This window comes from Streptomyces sp. NPDC028419 (assembly GCF_055565515.1).
In genome coordinates, this window is record NZ_JBVHUE010000019.1 from 17434 (window position 1) to 35956 (window position 18523).

Below are 18523 nucleotides of genomic sequence, written 5' to 3' on the forward strand. Positions count from 1 at the left end.
TCCATCAGACCAGAACGTCTCGATCCCCCCCTCCCCCCCCCCCCCCCCCCACCCCCCCCCCCCCCCCCCCCCCCCCCCCCCCCCCCCCCCCCCCCCCCCCCCCCCCCCCGCTTCTGGGTGCGCTCTCGCGGGGGGTGCACGAGGATGGTCGAGTCCATCCCGGCCCTGGGAGGCTGCCGTGCGGCGGTTACGGAACCTGCGCATACCCCTGGCCCTGGCCGTGGGCCTGCTGTGGTGGTGGGCGGTGCTCCGGCTCGCGCTGGCGCCCGCGGCGGCCGGGCCGGTCGAGGGGGCGGTGGCCGTGGGCGGCTGGGGGCTCGGGCTGCTGCCGGTGCACTGCACCCGCCACGCGGGCACTACCAGGGCATCGCGACGCCGCCGTTCGGGCGCAGGATCTGCCCCGTCATGAACGACGAGGCGTCCGAGGCCAGGAAGAGCACGGTCTGCGCGATGTCCTCGGGCTCGCCGACCCGGCGCAGCGGGGACATCCGGATCATCGCCGCCCGGGTCTGCTCCTGCACCTCGGCGCTGTGGCGGCCGGTCATCGGGGTGCGCACCCACCCGGGCGCGACCGCGTTGACGCGGATGCCGTGCGGGCCCACCTCGGTCGCCAGGGTCTTGGTGAGCTGGACGACGGCGGCCTTGGCCGCGCTGTAGCAGAGCAGGCCGGGCTGGGCGGCGTCCATGGCGCCGGAGGCCATGGTGACGATCGAGCCGGGGCGGCCGGCCGCGATCAGGGCGCGGGCCGATTCCTGGCAGGTGAACAGGATCCCCTTGAAGTTCACGTCCATCACCCGGTCGAGGTCCTCGTCCAGGGTCTCCAGCACGGTGCTCGTGTGCATGATCCCGGCGACCGCGGCCGTGATGTCCGGCGGGCCCGCGGCCGCCACCACGGCGCGCAGGGCCGCGCGGTCGGTGACGTCGAGGACGTGGACGGTGGCGGCCGCGCCCCCGGTCGCGGCGACCAGGGCGGCCGTCTCGGCGAGGCCCGCCGCGTCGCGGTCCGCGCAGCGCACGGTCGCGCCCGCCCCGGCGAGGAGCACGGCGGTGGCGCGGCCGATGCCGCTGGCGGCTCCGGTGATCAGGGCGGTGCGGCCCGTGAGGTCGTAGGCGGCCAGGGGCGCGGGGGCGGGTACGGCGCGGGGTGAGGGCATGCCGGGACCGTACGACTGGATCTGACGGAGCGTCAACTACCGTACGGGGCCGGATTGGCAGCGCGGGCACCAGTAGGTGGGCCGGTCGTCCTGCCGGGCTTCGCGGACCGGGGTGCCGCAGCGCAGGCAGGGGCGGTGGGCGCGGCCGTACACGAAGAGCTCCTGGCCGCGCCGCGGGCTCCCGGTGGTGTTGCGGGACCGGTCCTTGTTGGCGTCCAGCAGGCGGTGCGCGGCGCCGGCGAGCCGGGGCAGGGTGCGCTCCGGCTCGGGCAGCTCGCCGACCGGGGTCCAGGGGGTCACCTGGGCCAGGAAGCACAGCTCGGCCTTGTAGATGTTGCCGATCCCGGCGAGGTTGCGCTGGTCGAGCAGGGCCTCGCCGAGGGGGCGGGCCGGGTCCGCGAGCAGGTTGCGCGCGGCGAGCTCCGGGTCCCAGTCCGGGCCCAGCAGGTCGGGTCCGAGGTGGCCGACGACGCGGTGCTCGTCGGCGGTGCGGAGCAGCTCCAGCACCGGGAGGCGGTACCCCACGGCGGTGCGGTCCGCGGTGGCGAGGACGGCGCGGATCTGGTGGTCGGGGCCGCCGCGCCAGGGCTCCGCGGGCCCGAACACCCGCCAGGACCCGTCCATCCGCAGGTGGCTGTGGAGGGTGAGGCCGCCCTCCACGCGGTGCAACAGGTGCTTGCCGCGGGGCGTGACGTCGAAGGTGGTGCGGCCGGCGAGGTCGGCGGTGGCCAGCCGCGGGACGCGCAGGTCGCTGCGGACCAGTTCGCGGCCGGCCAGGGCGGCGTGCAGGCGGGTGGCCGCACGCCAGATGCTGTCGCCTTCGGGCATGGGGCCATTGTGGCCCCGGGCCCGAAGGCGCGCCGGACGGACTACTTCCAGGTGATGCCCTTGCCCAGGGTGAAGGGGTCGCCCCAGTACTCGGCCGAAGCGACCTTGGTGTCGGCGGAGGGGGCCAGCGCGACGGCGCAGCCCGCGGTCACCTGCCCGTTGGTGAAGCCCTTGGGCAGGGAGTCGTTGGGGCACTTCTCGAACTTGCCGATGACCAGGAGGTCCTGGGCCTCGCTGCCGTCCCCGAGGTGGCCCTTGATGTGGCCGACCGAGGCGAAGGACAGGTCCGTGGTGCCGACGTTCTTGACCTGGTAGCGGATGTAGTACGGAACCATCCCCTTCACCTTGTCGCCCAGCTTGAAGGGGGCGAGGTCGGCCGGCTGGCCCTTCTCGATGGCCGTGACGGCGAGGGCGATGGTGCCCTTGGTGCTGCCGGAGGCGAACGGGAAGGTCGCCTGCTCGCCGATCTTGAACTGCTGGCCGGCCTTCGCCGTGGCCCCGCCGCCGGCGGCGGGCGCGCCGGCGCTCGCGCTGGCGGAGGAGCTGGGCGCGGCGCTGGCGTCGGGCGCGTACGCCGACTGCGACGGCTGGGCGGAGGGAGAGGCGGTCTTCGTCGCGCCCGTCTCCTCGTTGCCGCTCTTGCAGCCGCTCAGGGCCAGTACGGCGACGACCGCGAGGCCCGTGGCCGCCAGGGTGGTTCTGCGCGTGCGGAACTCGTTCATTGCGTCCCCCAATTGTTTGTGACGGTCCACCGTCAACTCAATGATCAGCGGGCAGCCTAGTCGGCCGCGGCGGCGCAAGTGCGCCGGGTCCGTCCCAGGAACGTCTCAAGCCGGTACCAGCCTCACGGACGCAGCCGCAGCCCCCTCGGCGTGGCGTGGAAGCCCGCGGCCTCCAGGCCCGGGCCCAGCGGCGAGGTCAGCGCCGGGGAGGCGTTGATGCGCTCCACCGTCAGCGCGGGCAGCGTCCCCGACCGGCAGCCGGCGGCCAGGGCGGCCGTCGCCGCCGTCAGCCGGGGGTCGTCCACCTCCGGCCAGGCCAGCAGGGTCTTGCCGCCGCGCTCCAGGTAGAGCGTCAGCTCCCCGTCGACCAGCACCACCAGCGAGCCCGCCTTGCGCCCGGGCTTGTGCGCGGATCCGGCCGGCGGCTCGGGCCACGGCAGGGCCGCGCCGTAGGCGGAGGCCGGATCGGCCGCCGCCAGCACCACCGCCGCCAGGGGGGCCGGGTGCCGCTCGGCGGCCCGCAGCCGGTCCACCGCGCCGTCCATCGCGAACTGCGCCGCCCCGAGCCCCTCCACCACGTAGCCGCGGCGGGCCTGCCCGCTGTCCTCGAAGGCCGACAGGATCCGGTAGACCGCGCTGAAGCCGCCCTCCACCCCCTCGGCCGCGACCGCGCCCCGGGTCACCACCCCGTGCCGGTCCAGCAGGGTCCGGGCCAGGGCGTGCGCCCGGTGGGTCGGATCGGCCGCGCGGGCGGGCAGCAGGGACCACCGCCCCGATACGGTCGGCGGACCGGTCCGCGAGACCTGGGCGCCGAGCGTGCCGTAGCGCCCGCGCGGCACGGTCCGCCGGGCCCGGTGGGCCGTCGCGCCCGCCGTCCGGCCCGAGCCCAGCAGGGCGCGCAGCGGCGCCAGGGTGTCATTGGTCAGCCGCCCCGACCAGGCCAGGTCCCACAGGGCCTGGGAGAGCTGTAGGTCGCTCACCTCGGGGTTGCGCGCGCGGACCATCTCGGCGATCTGCCGGAAGAACAGGCCGTACCCGCCGGACAGGGCGTCCAGGACGCCCTGGTGCAGGGGAGAGGGCTCCAGCGGGTGCGGTGGCGGGAGCAGCAGCGGGGCCGCGTCCGCGAGGTAGAGGGAGACCCAGCCGTCCTTGCCGGGCAGCGCTCCGGCGCCCGCCCAGACCACCTCGCCGCTGGTGGTCAGCTCGTCCAGCAGGGCCGGGGAGAAGCCGCTGACCCGCGACGGCAGGATCAGCCGCTCCAGCGCCGACGCCGGGACCGGAGCGCCCTGGAGCTGCTCCACCGCCCGGGCCAGCCCGTCGATGCCGCGCAGTGCGCCGCCCAGGTGCTGCCACTGGGGCAGGAAGGTCGCCAAGGAGGTCGGCGGGACCGGCTCCAGCTCCTGGCGCAGCGCCGCCAGGGACCGGCGGCGCAGCCTGCGCAGCACGGTCGCGTCGCACCACTCCTGGCCGATGCCCGCCGGATGGAACTCGCCCTGTACCACCCGGCCCGCCGCGGCGAGCCGGTGCAGGGCGCCGTCGGCCGTGGCCGTGCCCAGGCCGAAGCGGGCGGCCACCACCGCCGTGGTGAACGGGCCGTGCGTCCGGGCGTACCGCGCCAGGAGGTCGCCGAGCGGGTCCTTGACCGGCTCGGTGAACGCCTCGGGCACCCCCACCGGCAGGGCGGTCCCCAGCGCGTCGCGCAGCCGCCCGGCGTCCTCGATCGAGGCCCAGTGCTCCGCGCCGCCGATCCGCACCGCGATCACCCGGCGGGCCCCCGACAGGAGCCGGGCCCAGGCCGGGTCGGCGCCCCGCTCGGCCAGCTCCGCCTCCGTCAGCGGGCCCAGCAGCCGCAGCAGGTCGGCCACCGACTCCGCGTCCCGGGCCCGCCGGTCCTCGGTCAGCCACTGCAGCTCCCGCTCCAGCTCCGCCAGGACCTCCGCGTCCAGCAGCTCGCGCAGCTCCGCCTGGCCGAGCAGCTCGGCCAGCAGTCGGGAGTCCAGGGACAGTGCGGCCGCCCTGCGCTCGGCCAGCGGCGAGTCCCCCTCGTAGAGGAACTGGGCGACGTAACCGAACAACAGGGACCGGGCGAAGGGCGACGGCTCGGCCGTGGTGACCTCCACCAGGCGGACCCGGCGGGCTTCGACGTCGCCCATCAGCTCGGTCAGGCCGGGCACGTCGAAGACGTCCTGGAGGCACTCGCGCACCGCCTCCAGGACGATCGGGAAGGAACCGAACTCGGAGGCGACCTGGAGCAGTTGGGAGGCCCGCTGGCGCTGCTGCCACAGTGGGGTGCGCTTGCCGGGATTGCGCCGCGGCAGCAGCAGGGCGCGCGCCGCGCACTCGCGGAACCGGGACGCGAACAGCGCCGAACCGCCGACCTGATCGGTGACGATGCCCTGGACCTCGCCCTGGTCGAAGGTCACGTCGGCCGCGCCCAGCGGGGCCTTCCCGTCGTCGAACTCGAAGGCGGTGGCGGCGTCCAGCGGGGCCGGGTCGTGGTCCAGCAGGTCGAGCGGCTCGCCGCCCAGGCCCAGCAGATCGACGTCGGGCAGGCGCAGCACGATCCCGTCGTCGGCGTGCATGACCTGCGCGTCCATGCCGTAGCGCTCGGCGAGGCGGGCGCCCAGCGCGAGCGCCCACGGCGCGTGCACCTGCGCGCCGAAGGGGGAGTGCACCACCACCCGCCAGTCGCCCAGCTCGTCGCGGAACCGCTCGACCACGATGGTCCGGTCGTCGGGCACGTGACCGCACGCCTCGCGCTGCTCGGCCAGGTACGCCAGGACGTTGTCGGCGGCCCAGGCGTCCAGCCCGGCGGCCAACAGGCGCAGCCGCCCGTCCTGCGCGGACAGGGCGCCGACCTCGCGGACGAACGCGCCCACCGCGCGGCCGAGCTCCAGCGGGCGGCCCAACTGGTCGCCCTTCCAGAACGGCAACCGCCCGGGCACCCCGGGCGCCGGGGTCACCAGCACCCGGTCCCGGGTGATGTCCTCGATCCGCCAGGAGGTGGTGCCCAGGGTGAAGACGTCGCCCACCCGGGACTCGTAGACCATCTCCTCGTCCAGCTCGCCGACCCGGCCGCCGCCCTTCTTCGGGTCGGAGCCCACCAGGAAGACGCCGAAGAGGCCGCGGTCCGGGATCGTGCCGCCCGAGGTGACCGCGAGGCGCTGGGCCCCCGGCCGGCCCGTGACCGTACCGGCCACGCGGTCCCACACCACGCGCGGGCGCAGCTCCGCGAACGCGTCCGAAGGATAGCGCCCGGCCAGCATGTCCAGCACCGCGGTGAACGCCGACTCCGGCAGGGCCGCGAAGGACGCCGCCCGGCGCACCAGGGCCAGCAGGTCGTCCACCTGCCAGGTGTCCATGGAGACCATCGCGACCAGCTGCTGCGCCAGTACGTCGAGCGGATTGGCGGGGACGCGCAGGGACTCGATGGCCCCGACGCGCATCCGCTCGGTGACCACGGCCGCCTGGACCAGGTCGCCGCGGTACTTGGGGAACACCACGCCGGTGGAGACCGCGCCCACCTGGTGTCCGGCCCGGCCCACCCGCTGCAGCCCGGAGGCCACCGACGGCGGCGACTCCACCTGCACCACCAGGTCCACCGCGCCCATGTCGATGCCCAGTTCGAGACTGGAGGTGGCGACGACGGCGGGCAGCCGGCCCGCCTTGAGGTCCTCCTCGACCTGGGCCCGCTGCTCCTTGGACACCGACCCGTGGTGGGCGCGGGCGAGCAGGGGCGGGGCGCCCCGCGCCGCGCCCGACTGGGCCATGACCTCGGCCGGGGGAGCGCCCGCGGGCAGCGGCTCGCCCATCGCCCGCTCGTAGGCGATCTCGTTGAGCCGGTTGCACAGGCGCTCCGCGAGGCGGCGGGAGTTGGCGAAGACGATCGTGGACCGGTGGGCCTGCACCAGGTCCGCGATCCGCTCCTCCACATGCGGCCAGATCGACGGCTTGTCCCCGCCCTCCTTGCCCTCGGTGGCGGGCGAGCCGCCCAACTCGCCCATGTCCTGCACCGGGACGACCACCGACAGGTCGAACTCCTTGGTCGAGGGCGGCTGGACGATCTCCACCTTGCCGCGCGGCGCCAGATAGCGGGCCACCTCGTCCACCGGCCGGACCGTCGCCGACAGTCCGATCCGGCGCGCCGGCCGGGGCAGCAACGCGTCGAGCCGCTCCAGGGAGAGCGCCAGGTGGGCGCCGCGCTTGGTCGCGGCCACCGCGTGCACCTCGTCGAGGATCACCGTCTCGATGCCGGCCAGGGCCTCGCGGGCGGCCGAGGTCAGCATCAGGAAGAGGGACTCGGGGGTGGTGATGAGGATGTCCGGCGGGCGGGTCGCCAGCGCCCGGCGCTCGGCGGGCGGGGTGTCCCCGGAGCGGATCCCGACCCGGATGTCGGGCTCGGGCAGCCCGAGGCGCAGCGATTCCTGCCGGATGCCGGTCAGCGGGCTGCGCAGATTGCGCTCCACGTCCACCGCGAGGGCCTTCAGCGGCGATACGTACAACACCCGGCAGCGCTTCTTCGGCTCGGCCGGCGGCGGTACGGCCGCCAGCCGGTCCAGCGCCGCGAGGAAGGCGGCCAGCGTCTTGCCGGAGCCGGTGGGCGCCACGACGAGGACGTCCGAGCCCTCCCCGATGGCCCGCCAGGCACCCTCCTGCGCGGCGGTGGGCGTACGGAAGGCCCCCGTGAACCAGGAGCGGGTCGCGGGGGAGAACGCGTCGAGCGCGGAGCCGGCCATGCCCCCATCGTGCACCCCGCCACCGACAACGGCCCGGACCTGCGCGGACGTCCCGCGGGCGGGGGCGCAGAATGGAGGAATGGCGGCGATGGAGGGTGCGGGGCGCGCGGCGCGCGGGACCGGTGAGTGGGCCCGGCACTGGCAGTACGCCGAGCTGCCCGGCCTGGACCTGCTGCGCGCCCACTACGTGCGCCACACCTTCCCGCGCCACGCCCACGACGGGTACGTCATCGCGGCCGTCACCCACGGCGTCGAGGAGATCGGGCTGCCCGGCGGCCTGGTGCGGGCCGGCCCCGGCAGCGTGGTCCTGATCAACCCCGAGGTTCCGCACTCCGCGCGCGCCGGGGTCCCCGAGGGCTGGGGCTACGCCACCCTCTACCCCTCGCGGGAGCTGATCGCGCAGGTGGCCGAGGAGAGCGGCGCGCCGCGCGGCACGCCCGGCTTCGCCCCGCACATGGTCATGGACGCGCAGGCCGCACGGATGATCGCCGAGGTGCACCGGGGCGCCGAGGAGGGCAACCCGCTCGCCGCCGACACCCTGCTGCGGGGCGTGGTGGCGCGGATGCTGCAACGGCACGCGGGGCCCCTGCCGGCCCGCCGGACCGCCGCCGCGGGCGCCGCCGACGCCGAGCGGGCCAGGGAGGTGCTGGAGGCGCGGATGTGCGAACCGCCCTCGCTGGAACAGCTCGCGGACGAGCTCGGCACCCGTCCCTTCGCCCTGCTGCGCGCCTTCCGCGAGCGGTACGGGATGCCCCCGCACACCTGGCTGACGGACGCCCGGGTGCGGCGGGCCCGGCTGCTGCTGGAGGCGGGCACGCCGCCCGCCGAGGCGGCGCTCGCGGTCGGCTTCAGCGACCAGCCGCACCTGAACCGGCACTTCACCCGGATCGTGGGGGTGCCACCGGGGGCGTACCGGAGGGGCCGAACCGGCGCCGTTTGACCGGGGGCTTCGCGGCCTCGGCGCCGAGGTGGTGGCCGAGCGCGCGGTAGGCGTCGAACTGGGCGTGGTCGAACCACTGGTCGAAGGTGCTGTCCCGGGGGAACGCCTTCTCCTCGAGGGCGTAGGACAGCAGCTCGTAGGGCATGTCCGGGGTCAGACCGGCCTTGGCGAAGACGATCGTGGCGAACCGCGACGGCGTCCGGCGCCCGGGGAAGTGGACCGGCTCGGGGTACTCGATGACGCCGCGCACCACGCAGTCCGCCGAGAAGCGGGTGTTGAGCCCGGCCATCGGCTCCTGCGGTTCGACCGTCGCGGCGCTGCCGGGCACCAGCCGCAGCACCTCCGCCTGGTCGAAGGTGATCCGCACGCCCAGGTCCTCGTAGGCCAGGGTGACCGCCTCGGCGAGGGTGACGGCCAGCGGCGGCGGATCGCCCGAGGAGTCGATCACGTACACGGTCTCGCAGCGCAGCCGCAGCAGCTCCACCAGGCCCAGGTTGTCGAAGTGCCCGCCGTCGGTGCACAGCACCATCGGGCTGGTGTCGGTGTAGCGCCCGGCCAGCTCCTGGAGCTGGTAGCGCAGCCGTCGCACCCACGGCAGCCGGGGCATCGTCCAGTCCGGGTCGTGCCGGGCGACCTCCGCCAGGTACGAGGGGTTGGGCACCCAGGTGCCCAGGCGCAGGTTGGACAGGGCGAGCAACCGCTGGACGGCGCTGCCCTGGGTGCCCATCGCCGAGGCGAACGCGGCGCCCGACACCGCCACCGCGGACTGCACGGTGAGGTCCCGCCGGATCAGCGGGTGCGCCGTCTCCTCCATCGTGGACGTGCGCACCCAGCCGGTGTCCGGGCCGCCCACCCAGTCGTGGGAGAAGGTGAAGGGCACCGCGGGCCGCCCCGGCGCGGTCCGGTTGCGCAGCGACATGGCGGCCGAGGCGGCGAAGATGACCTGCGGGAAGCCCTCGACCCGCTTGCCGTGCGTGCTCAGCCGGGTCGACTCGGCGTTGTAGTCGTAGGGCAGGGCGCCGATCGACCCGTCGCTCAGCACCGCCCGGCGCACGGCGAAGGCGCCGGCCAGCCGCTGCCGGTAGAAGGGGTGCAGGCTGAAGGTGGTCTGGTCGATGAGGATCGCCGTCAGGAGCAGGGCGAGCGGGAGGCCGAGCCGCCAGCCCAGGGGCCAGCCGGGCGCGGAGACCGCCGACCAGGACAGCAGCGAGAGGCCGAAGAAGGCGAGCAGGAGCAGCACCAGCCAGACGACGACCGCGGTGATCGGGCCGCCCCCGATCCGGGTCACGATCGACGAGGGGGAGACGGAGCGCGGCGCGCTCTCGCCGCTCGGCCGCAGCTTCTCCACCTTGTCGCTCACGGCGCTGTACACCGCGCCGAGCCCGGTGGCGGCGGCCGTGAGGGCGCCCAGGAGCGAGATGCCGGGGCCGCCGGTGGGCACGTCCGCCCGGTGCGCCAGCCATGCGAGGTACGCGAAGAGCCAGAACAACGCGGGCAGCACCACGGCGAACACGACGACCATCGCCGCCAGGTAGAGGGGACCGCGCGTGATCGTGCGGACCCAGGCCGGTCGGGACGCCCCGCGGCGCGCCACGACCAGGGAGGCCGCCGCCGAGACGAGGGCCGAGAACCCGACCAGGGCGAGGACGGGGTACAGGACCCGCGGGTGCGGCGCGAAATCGGGGAAGGACGCGGCGTGCTCCGGGCGCAGCGCCGTCAGGTCGATGAAGGGGACCACGTCGTAGAAGACGCCGAGGAGCACCCCGGCCACCACGAACGCGAGGCCGAGCAGTCCCAGTGACACCCCGAGGCCGCGCAGGATCACCCCCGCGGCCAGCAGCTTCTCGCGGGGGCTGTCCGCGAGGTACTTGGCGTGGCGACGGATGTGGTCCTCTTCGGGGCTGCCCGGCGCGAACACGTCCTGTGCGGTGGCGAGCGGGGTCGACCGGTGCCCCGGCGGCGCGGGCCGGGGCATCAGGGCCAGCTGGAACGCCCCCGCCGTGTACCCGCCGCCGGACACCGAGACCAGGTAGCGCGCCCGGCCCAGCACCCCGCCCTCGCGCAGCGCCTGGAGGGCGCCCAGGGTGACCGCCGCGGAACGGATCCCGCCGCCGGACACGCAGATGCCGACGGACGCCGGCTCCCGGCCGGGCGGCTGGTAGGCGCGGGTGCGCCAGCGGGCGAGCGCGCTGTCCCGCGGGGCGGCGGCCGTGGCGGAGCCGGCCCAGTCGCGCAGCGCCGTGGTGGCGTGCGGGGCCACCGGGGCCGCGATGACGTCCGGGTCGGCCCACCGCTCGGAGCCGTCGGCGAGGCGGTGGGCCTCCTGGACCCGGACCGGCTCGCCGCACGGCGGGGCGTTGGTGACCCGGGCCCGGCGCGGGAAGAGGCGGGCGAGGAGGGTGAGCCCCATCCACCCGGCGGCGCCCGCCAGGGGGAGGGCGAGCGACCACTTCAGCAGGGCGAACACCGCCGCCTTGGCCAGGTCACCGTCCTGTCCGGAGGCCAGCCCGTCCAGCGCGCGGTACTCGAAGATGTTCTCGCCGAGGTCCGCCGCGGCCATGACCAGGGTCGCGCCCAGGCCCCGGACCGCGAGCCGGCGGGACACCTGGCGGTGGAGGAAGCAGCTGCCGAGGCCGAAGAGGGCGAGCAGGGCCAGGGTGTACGCGGGAAGGAAGAAGACCGTGTCGAGGCGCAGGGCCTCGTACTGCGCCTGCAGCCGCTCCTTGTACGGCGGGCACCACAGCTGGGGATCGCAGAGGAGGGGGTAGGCCTTCTTCCAGCGGCCCGCGAGCTGGAGCGCCACCTCGCCGGGCACGTTCCGGGGATGCCGGGCGTGGTACAGCGCGAAGAGGAAGGCGGCGGCGATCAGCGCGGCGAAGCTCAGGAGCGGGGCCCAGCGGGCGTGCGAAGGACGTTCAACCGGCACGGTGCGAACACGCTTCATGTGCGCACCGTAGCGAAGTGGTCACTATGGGTGGTGGTGTGTCGCCGTGTCGGAGGCGACCGCCGCAAGAACGTACAAGACCGGGCGGTGGCGTCCGCATAGCTTCGCCGGGTGAGAGAGCAACAGGCAGTGGACGTGGAACCGGCCGGGACGACGGCCGATGGGGCCGGCGGGGCCCACGGGGCCGAGGACGGCGGCCGGGCCGGTCGCCGGGCCGTCGTACGGGACGCGCTCGGCGTCGGCGTGGCCGTCGGACTGTCCGGCTTCGCCTTCGGGGTGACCGCCGCCGGAGCCGGGATCAGCACCGCGCAGGCCTGCGTGCTGAGCCTGCTCGTCTTCACGGGGGCCTCGCAGTTCGCCCTGGTCGGAGCCCTGGCCGCGGGCGGCAATCCGTTCACGGCCGCGGCCGGCGCCTTCTTCCTCGGGACCCGCAACGCCTTCTACGGGCTGCGGCTGTCCCCGATCCTGGAGCTGCCCCGCGCGCTGCGGCCGCTGGCCGCCCACTGGGTCATCGACGAGACCACCGCCGTCACGCTGGCGCAGCGGAACCGGGCGGACGCCCGCCTCGGGTTCACCGTCACCGGGCTCACCCTCTACGTGCTGTGGAACCTCACCACCCTGGTGGGGGCGCTGGGCGCGGAGGCCATCGGGGACACCGCCGCCTGGGGCCTGGACGCGGCCGGCCCCGCCGTCTTCCTCGCCCTGCTCGCCCCGATGCTGCGCAGCGCCGCCGAGCGGGCCGTCGCCCTGCTCGCCCTGGTGCTCGGGCTCGGCTTCCTGCCGGTGCTGCCGGCCGGGGTGCCGGTGCTGCTGGCCGCGCTCGCCGCGCCGGCCGTGCTCTTCCTCAGCGGCCGCCGGACGAAGGGAACCCGCTCGTGAACGTCTGGATCGCCATCGGGCTCACCGTGCTCGGGTGCTACGCCGTCAAGCTCGCCGGGCTGCTGGTGCCGGCCGGGGCGCTGGAGCGGCCCCTGGTGCGGCGGCTGTCCGCCCTGATTCCCGTCGCGCTGCTGGCCGCGCTCACCGCGCAGCAGACCTTCAGCACCGGCTCCGCGCTGGTCGTCGACGCCCGGGCCGCCGGGCTGGTGGCCGCCGGGGTCGCGCTGCTGCTGCGGGCGCCGTTCCTGGTGGTGGTCGCGGTCGCCGTCGTCGTCACGGCGGGGGTGCGGGCGCTGGGCGGCTGATCCCGGGGCCGGCCGGGGAGGTTCACCGGCCCAGCGGGCGGCCGTGGGCGCGGAGCGTCAGCAGCGCCTCCAGCGTCGCGATCGGGCGCCGCTCCAGGGTGCTCCCGGGGGCCCAGGCCCGACGGCGGACCGGCCAGCCGCCGTCCTCCTGCTGCTCGGAGGCGAGGAAGTCCAGCGAGCGCGCGGTCTCCTCGTCGGTGAACCAGCCGCGCGCCAGGGATTCGGGGCGGCGGGCGTAGTCGTGGGGGAAGAGGTGCTCGCCGGGGGCGTAGCCGGGGCCGACCGGGAACTCGGCGCGCCGCCCGGGGTCGAGGACGACCAGGCCCTGCTCGCGCACCAGCCGGCCCAGCCGGTCGGCGGCCGCCGCGGCCCGGGGCCGGTCCGGGGCGCCGTCCAGGAAGGCGACGGCGCCCTGGATCTCGTACGGGTGGGACCTGCGCAGGGTCTCGATCCGGTCCCAGCAGAAGTCCGTGGCGCGGAACAGCCAGGCGTGCCAGATCCGGTTGCGGTGGAGCAGGCCCACCACCGGGCCGGTGACCTGGAGCTCGCCCGGCGGGTCGTCCTGTACGGGGTGGTAGGGCGCCGACGGGTAGGCGCGCGGGGCGGGGGCGGGGAGGACCACCGGGAGGGCGCCCTCCGCCGTGGAGACCCCGCTCAGGTGGCGGCACAGCTGCTCGATCCGGCGCCCCGAGCAGCGGCCGAGGCCGTCCAGGACGCGCAGGGCGTGCACGGTGTGCAGCGGCTGGCTGTGCGGGCCGCGCAGGTCCGGGTCGAGGGCGTGCCCGTAGCCGCCGTCGCCGTTGAGGTAGGAGCCGAGGGCGGTGTCCACCGGGTCGGCGTCGCCGCCGAGGAAGTGGAACGCGAACCGCCGCTGCTCCAGCACCCGCGCCGTGAGCCAGATGAACTGCTCGGCGCGGGCGAGCGGTGCTGTGTCGTCTCCAGCCATGGCCATGGAGGAACCGTAGGACCGGGGCGGGGGTGCGGGCGGCGGGAACGGGCCGGGTGCACCCTCCGGGGCGGGATACTGGACCCATGCGGTTGACGATTTTCTGGGAACGGATGGCGGAGCACTTCGGGGCGGGCTACGCGGAGTCCTTCGCGCGCGATCACGTGATGGCCGAGCTGGGCGGGCGCACGGTGGTCCAGGCGCTGGACGCGGGCTGGGAGACCAAGGACGTGTGGCGGGCGGTCTGTGCGGCGATGGACGTGCCCGCGACGCTGCGCTGACGGGGGCGGTGGCCGAGCGATTGCGGACGGTACGGGAGACTTGTCCGCGTGGCAGCCACCGACCAGGACCCGTCCGACACCGAAACGATCGCCGCGCTCTCCCCGGCCGCGGAGCCCGAGGGGCCCCCGCCGGCCGGCGGGCCGCCGACCGGCGGGGGCGGCGCGGCGCGCGAGCGGATGCCGCGCTGGCTGCCGCGCGCGGTGGTGCTCGTCCTGGCGCTCATCGCCTGCTTCCAACTCGGCAGCTGGGCTTTCCACCAGCTCACCGGCTTTCTCGTCAACATCCTGATCGCGTTCTTCCTCGCCCTCGCGATCGAACCGGCCGTGGCCCGGATGGCGGCCCGCGGGATGCGCCGCGGGCTGGCGACCTTCCTGGTGTTCCTCGGTGTGTTCGCCGCGAGCGCCGGCTTCGTCGTCCTGCTCGGTTCGATGCTCGCCGGACAGATCGTCGACATGGTGGAGGGGTTCCCCCGCTACCTCGACTCGGTGATCGGATCGATCAACAGCACCTTCCACACCGACCTGTCCCGGCTGGAGATCCAGGACAGCGTGCTGCACTCGGACTGGCTGCAGAAGTACGTGCAGAACAGCGCGTCCGGCGTGCTGGACGTGTCGGCGACGGTGCTCGGCGGGCTCTTCCGGCTGCTGACGGTCGGTCTCTTCGCCTTCTACTTCGCCGCCGACGGGCCGCGGCTGCGGCGCGCGCTGTGCTCCGTGCTGCCGCCCGCGAAGCAGTCGGAGGTGCTGCGCGCCTGGGAGATCGCCGTCGCCAAGACCGGCGGCTACCTGTACTCGCGGGGGCTGATGGCGCTGGTCTCCGGGATCGCGCACTACATCTGCTTCGTGGTGCTCGACGTGCCGTACGCGCCCGCGCTCGCGGTGTGGGTGGGGCTGGTCTCCCAGTTCATCCCCACCATCGGCACCTACCTGGCGGGCGCGCTGCCGATGCTGATCGCCTTCACGGTCAATCCCTGGTACGCGCTGTACGTCCTCGGGTTCGTGGTGGTCTACCAGCAGTTCGAGAACTACGTGCTCCAGCCGAAGCTGACCGCGAAGACGGTCGACATCCACCCCGCGGTGGCCTTCGGCTCGGTCATCGCGGGGACGGCCCTGCTCGGCGCGGTGGGCGCGCTGATCGCGATCCCGGCCGTCGCGACCCTGCAGGCCTTCTTCGGCGCGTACGTGCGGCGGTACGCGGTGGTGCACGAGGTCGACGGCGGCGACGGTGGTGAGGGGGGCGACGGCGCGAGCGGGAGCGGCCCGGGCGACGGCGCGGCCGTCGACCCGGGCGCGGCCGTCACCGGGACGGCGCCCCGCACTACTCCTTGGTCGCGGCGAGTACGGCGTCCACGGCCTCGGTGACGTACGCCTCGGCGGCGGCCTTGCCGACGCCGAGGCCGCTGAGCACGCCCTCGCCGTCCTCCAGTTCGAGGAGGGCCAGCAGGATGTGCTCGGTGCCGACGTAGTTGTGGCCGAGGCGCAGGGCCTCGCGGAAGGTGAGCTCCAGCGACTTCTTGGCGTTCGCGTCGAAGGGGATGAGGTCGGGGATCTCCGCCACGGCGGGCGGCAGGACGGCGGTGGCGGCGGCCCGGACGGCGTCCGGGGTGATGCCCTGGGCGCCCAGCGCGAGGGCGGCGAGGCCCTCGGGTTCGGCGAGCAGGCCGAGGACGAGGTGCGCGGGACTGATCTCGGCGCCGCCCGCCTTGCGGGCCTCGCTCTGGGAGGCGACCACGACGCCCCGGGCGCGCGGGGTGAAGCGGGAGAAGCCCTGGCTGGCGTCGAGGTCCCCGTCGCCCTTCGGGACGAAGCGCTTCTGGGCGGCCTGTCGGGTGACGCCCATGCTGCGGCCGATGTCGGTCCAGGAGGCGCCCGAGCGGCGGGCCTGGTCGACGAAGTGGCCGATGAGGTGGTCGGCGACGTCACCGAGGTGCTCGGCGACGACGACCGCTCCGCTGAGCTGGTCCAGGGCGTCGGGGTGGGACTGCTTGATGCCCGCGATGAGGTCGTCGAGGCGGACCGGGTTGGTCATGCGCGCGGGGGCCGCAGGGTCTGCGGAGCCCGCCGGAGGGTTCGTCGGGTTCGTCATAAGCGCAACCGTAGGTTGACAGTCGGCGGGGTGTCAACCCTGGGTTGTCAGTCGTGTCGAACGTTGCTCGAAACGTCGCGGTGGCCGCACACTCGAAGTCAAGGGGCGTGATTCGGGGGGTAGTTGTGTGGATCTTCTTCTTCGCCGCCGCGGCCGTGCCGCTGCTGGGGGCGGTCCTGTGGCGGGTCCGTGCGTCCCGGGCGCTCTATCCGCCCGTCGACCACGAGGGGCTCACCCTGTACGAGGCGGCGTACCTGCGCGGTGGCGCACCGGCCGTGGCCGACGTGGCGCTGGTCTCGCTCTACCTGACCGGGCGGCTGGAGGTGCGCGAGCGGTGGCTGGTCCCGGTGGGCGGGCCGCCGGTGCGGGATCCGGTGCAGGTGGCGGCGTACGGGAGCGCGGGCGCCGAGGGGGTGGGCGAGCCGGCCCCGGCGGTCCGGCGCGCGCTCTCCTCCTGCGCGCCGGTGCGCCGGGTCGAGGGCGTCCTGGCCGGGCGCGGTCTGGTGCCCGACGGGAAGCGGCTGGCCGCGCTCGGCCGGGTGAACGACGCCGTCGGCGCCTTCGCCGTGCTCGCCGCCCTGCTGTGCATCGCGGCGCTGGTCGCCGACTCGCTGACGGGGGAGGGCAGCGGGATCGCGCCCCTGATCGCCTTCGGGGTGCTGGGCGGGGTGACCGGCGTCCTCTGGTTCGTCCCGCGGCGGTTCGGGCGCATGCCCTCCGGTCACGCGACGCGGGCCGGGCTGCGACGGCTGCGGGAGGTCAAGGAGGACCGGACCTGGCAGCCGCGGCTGGTGGCCGGGGTTCCGATCGTCGGCGCGGAGGCGGACGTACTGGCCGCCGTCGCCCGGTACGGCACCGACCGGGCTCCGGCGGCCCTGGCGCCGCTGCTGATCGCGCCGCCGCCGCAGGTCACCGCGGCCACCTCCTCCGCCGATTCCTCGGCGTCCTCGGATTCCGGCGGTGGCAAGGGCTCCGGGGGGTGTGGCGGCGGTTGCGGGAGCGGCTGTGGGAGCGGTTGTGGCGGGGGCTGCGGGGGGTGCGGGTGCGGATAGGGGGCACCGTTTGAACGATCAAAAAGCAGGGGGGATAGCATATGAGCGCCCCCTAGCTCGAAAGATAAACTTGTGACTGTCAAAGACGACGCGTTCACCAACTGGAAGAACCGCGAGGAGATCGCGGAGTCGATGATCCCGATCATCGGGAAGCTGCACCGCGAGCGGGACGTCACCGTCCTGCTGCACAGCCGCTCCCTGGTGAACAAGTCGGTGGTCAGCATTCTCAAGATCCACCGGTTCGCGCGGCAGATAGCCGGTGAGGAGCTCTCGGTCACCGAGACGCTGCCCTTCCTGCAGGCCCTCACCGCCCTCGACCTCGGTCCGTCGCAGATCGACCTCGGCATGCTCGCCGCGACCTACAAGGCCGACAGCCGCGGCCTCTCGGTCGCGGAGTTCACCGCCGAGGCCGTCGCCGGCGCCACCGGCGAGAACAAGATCGAGCGCCGCGAGGCGCGCGACGTGGTCCTCTACGGCTTCGGCCGCATCGGCCGCCTCGTGGCCCGCCTGCTGATCGAGAAGGCCGGGTCCGGCAACGGCCTGCGGCTGCGCGCGATCGTCGTCCGTCAGGGCGGTGACCAGGACATCGTCAAGCGCGCCTCGCTGCTGCGCCGCGACTCCATCCACGGTCAGTTCCAGGGCACGATCACCGTGGACGAGGCGAACAACACGATCGTCGCCAACGGCAACGAGATCAAGGTGATCTACGCCAACGACCCGTCGGAGATCGACTACACGGCGTACGGCATCAAGGACGCCATCCTCATCGACAACACGGGCAAGTGGCGCGACCGCGCGGGCCTGTCGAAGCACCTGCGCCCCGGCATCGACAAGGTCGTGCTGACGGCTCCGGGCAAGGGCGACGTCCCCAACATCGTCCACGGCGTCAACCACGACACGATCAAGCCGGACGAGCAGATCCTGTCCTGCGCCTCCTGCACCACCAACGCGATCGTCCCGCCGCTGAAGGCGATGGCGGACGAGTACGGCGTGCTGCGCGGCCACGTGGAGACCGTCCACTCCTTCACCAACGACCAGAACCTGCTGGACAACTACCACAGCGCCGACCGCCGTGGCCGTTCCGCGCCGCTCAACATGGTCATGACCGAGACCGGTGCCGCCTCGGCCGTCGCGAAGGCGCTGCCCGACCTCAAGGCGCCGATCAGCGGCAGCTCGATCCGCGTTCCGGTGCCGGATGTCTCGATCGCCATCCTCAGTCTGCGGCTCGGCCGCGAGACCACCCGCGAGGAGGTCCTCGACTACCTGCGGGGCGTCTCGCTGACCTCGCCGCTGAAGCGCCAGATCGACTTCACCACCGCCCCCGACGCGGTCTCCAGCGACTTCATCGGCTCGCGGCACGCCTCGATCGTCGACGCGGGCGCCACCAAGGTCGACGGCGACAACGCGATCCTCTACCTCTGGTACGACAACGAGTTCGGCTACTCGTGCCAGGTCATCCGGGTCGTCCAGTACGTCTCCGGCGTGGAGTACCCGACCTACCCGGCTCCGGCGCTCTGATCCGTCGTCCGGTTCCGGGGGGGGGGGGGGGGGGGGGGGGGGGGGGGGGGCCGGGGGGGGGGGGGGGGGGGGGGGGGGGGGGGCCGGTGGGTTGGTTCTCTTGGTCCGATTTAACCGGCCCCCGTGGTCCTT

At 74.7% G+C, this 18523-nt stretch carries 15 protein-coding genes; 8 read left to right on the forward strand and 7 right to left on the reverse strand.

Annotated elements, in window-relative coordinates:
• The first annotated feature begins 178 nt into the window (after window positions 1-178).
• Window positions 179-409, forward strand: a complete 231-nt coding sequence (locus ACZ4UB_RS22245; RefSeq protein WP_468072475.1) for a hypothetical protein — start codon at window positions 179-181, stop codon at window positions 407-409.
• Here the strand turns inward: ACZ4UB_RS22245 and ACZ4UB_RS22250 are convergent.
• From ACZ4UB_RS22250 to ACZ4UB_RS22265, 4 genes are all read right to left on the reverse strand, one after another.
• Complete coding sequence (locus ACZ4UB_RS22250) at window positions 357-1154, reverse strand: SDR family NAD(P)-dependent oxidoreductase (RefSeq protein WP_468072477.1); 798 nt, start codon at window positions 1152-1154, stop codon at window positions 357-359. The two genes, ACZ4UB_RS22245 and ACZ4UB_RS22250, sit on opposite strands and share 53 nt — an antisense overlap.
• Window positions 1155-1190: 36 nt before the next feature.
• Window positions 1191-1982 (reverse strand): Fpg/Nei family DNA glycosylase, encoded by a 792-nt coding sequence (locus ACZ4UB_RS22255; RefSeq protein ID WP_468072479.1) that lies wholly within the window; start codon window positions 1980-1982, stop codon window positions 1191-1193.
• A 41-nt stretch (window positions 1983-2023) separates the two neighbouring features.
• Window positions 2024-2704 carry a hypothetical protein gene (locus tag ACZ4UB_RS22260; RefSeq protein WP_468072481.1) on the reverse strand — a complete coding sequence of 227 codons (681 nt, stop codon included), beginning with the start codon at window positions 2702-2704 and terminating at the stop codon, window positions 2024-2026.
• A 122-nt stretch (window positions 2705-2826) separates the two neighbouring features.
• On the reverse strand, window positions 2827-7440 hold the full coding sequence (locus ACZ4UB_RS22265; RefSeq protein ID WP_468072483.1) for an Lhr family ATP-dependent helicase: 4614 nt from the start codon (window positions 7438-7440) through the stop codon (window positions 2827-2829).
• Between the two features lie 79 nt (window positions 7441-7519).
• On the opposite strand from ACZ4UB_RS22265, the gene ACZ4UB_RS22270 reads away from it, so the two are divergent.
• Window positions 7520-8380 (forward strand): AraC family transcriptional regulator, encoded by an 861-nt coding sequence (locus tag ACZ4UB_RS22270; RefSeq protein ID WP_468072485.1) that lies wholly within the window; start codon window positions 7520-7522, stop codon window positions 8378-8380.
• On the opposite strand, the gene ACZ4UB_RS22275 is transcribed toward ACZ4UB_RS22270, so the two are convergent.
• A complete protein-coding gene (locus tag ACZ4UB_RS22275) occupies window positions 8319-11324 on the reverse strand; it encodes a hypothetical protein (protein ID WP_468072487.1) in 3006 nt (1001 codons plus the stop codon). The genes ACZ4UB_RS22270 and ACZ4UB_RS22275 overlap by 62 nt on opposite strands.
• 111 nt (window positions 11325-11435) lie before the next feature.
• Between ACZ4UB_RS22275 and ACZ4UB_RS22280 the strand changes: the two genes are divergently transcribed.
• Together ACZ4UB_RS22280 and ACZ4UB_RS22285 are read left to right on the forward strand one after the other, a co-directional pair.
• Complete coding sequence (locus tag ACZ4UB_RS22280; protein ID WP_468072489.1) at window positions 11436-12203, forward strand: AzlC family ABC transporter permease; 768 nt, start codon at window positions 11436-11438, stop codon at window positions 12201-12203.
• A complete protein-coding gene (locus ACZ4UB_RS22285; protein WP_468072491.1) occupies window positions 12200-12508 on the forward strand; it encodes an AzlD domain-containing protein in 309 nt (102 codons plus the stop codon). The genes ACZ4UB_RS22280 and ACZ4UB_RS22285 overlap by 4 nt, the downstream gene beginning before the upstream one ends.
• A gap of 22 nt (window positions 12509-12530) precedes the next feature.
• Here ACZ4UB_RS22285 and ACZ4UB_RS22290 read toward each other — a convergent pair whose 3' ends face one another.
• Complete coding sequence (locus tag ACZ4UB_RS22290) at window positions 12531-13454, reverse strand: hypothetical protein (protein WP_468072647.1); 924 nt, start codon at window positions 13452-13454, stop codon at window positions 12531-12533.
• A gap of 86 nt (window positions 13455-13540) precedes the next feature.
• On the opposite strand from ACZ4UB_RS22290, the gene ACZ4UB_RS22295 reads away from it, so the two are divergent.
• The gene (locus tag ACZ4UB_RS22295; protein WP_354381349.1) at window positions 13541-13735 is read left to right on the forward strand and encodes a DUF3046 domain-containing protein; all 195 of its coding nucleotides are present in this window, start codon (window positions 13541-13543) and stop codon (window positions 13733-13735) included.
• A gap of 48 nt (window positions 13736-13783) precedes the next feature.
• Window positions 13784-15097: an AI-2E family transporter gene (locus ACZ4UB_RS22300; RefSeq protein WP_468072493.1), complete on the forward strand. Its 1314-nt coding sequence runs from the start codon at window positions 13784-13786 to the stop codon at window positions 15095-15097.
• Here the strand turns inward: ACZ4UB_RS22300 and ACZ4UB_RS22305 are convergent.
• Window positions 15054-15821, reverse strand: coding sequence for a Clp protease N-terminal domain-containing protein (locus ACZ4UB_RS22305; RefSeq protein WP_468072495.1), 768 nt, complete (start codon window positions 15819-15821; stop codon window positions 15054-15056). The two genes, ACZ4UB_RS22300 and ACZ4UB_RS22305, sit on opposite strands and share 44 nt — an antisense overlap.
• 125 nt (window positions 15822-15946) lie before the next feature.
• On the opposite strand from ACZ4UB_RS22305, the gene ACZ4UB_RS22310 reads away from it, so the two are divergent.
• A complete protein-coding gene (locus ACZ4UB_RS22310; protein WP_468072497.1) occupies window positions 15947-16873 on the forward strand; it encodes a TIGR04222 domain-containing membrane protein in 927 nt (308 codons plus the stop codon).
• 72 nt (window positions 16874-16945) lie between these two features.
• Window positions 16946-18391 (forward strand): glyceraldehyde-3-phosphate dehydrogenase, encoded by a 1446-nt coding sequence (locus ACZ4UB_RS22315; protein WP_468072499.1) that lies wholly within the window; start codon window positions 16946-16948, stop codon window positions 18389-18391.
• Window positions 18392-18523: the final 132 nt, after the last annotated feature.